General features: G+C 39.0%; 1 protein-coding gene. It reads right to left on the reverse strand.

Annotated elements, in window-relative coordinates; all coding sequences use genetic code 11:
- A partial coding sequence (locus tag AAEY72_RS15020; RefSeq protein WP_352311359.1) for a DUF4158 domain-containing protein occupies positions 1-269 on the reverse strand: 269 nt, incomplete at both ends.

Consider the following 269-nt stretch of genomic DNA (forward strand, 5'->3'; position numbering starts at 1 on the left):
GTATTTAGAAATCCGTGTAGTTCAGATGAAACATGAATACGAAGCTTATTATTTAACGCCTTCTTGACCTGTTGGATAACACGACTGATAAGCTTTTGTAAGACAGTATATTTAGGGATGGCAATTCTATGCGTTGCTAGATATTCAGCGGCTGCATAGAATAGATAACGAGGCTCAAGCCAAGCTTTGCCGACCATAACAAGATGTTCGTACAGCTGAGCAAAGTGCATACTTTCGTCCCATTTCTGATAGTTTAATAACCTCAGTAT

The sequence above is a fragment of the Psychrobacter sp. W2-37-MNA-CIBAN-0211 genome (assembly GCF_040309405.1).
Taxonomy (GTDB): Bacteria; Pseudomonadota; Gammaproteobacteria; order Pseudomonadales; family Moraxellaceae; genus Psychrobacter; species Psychrobacter glaciei.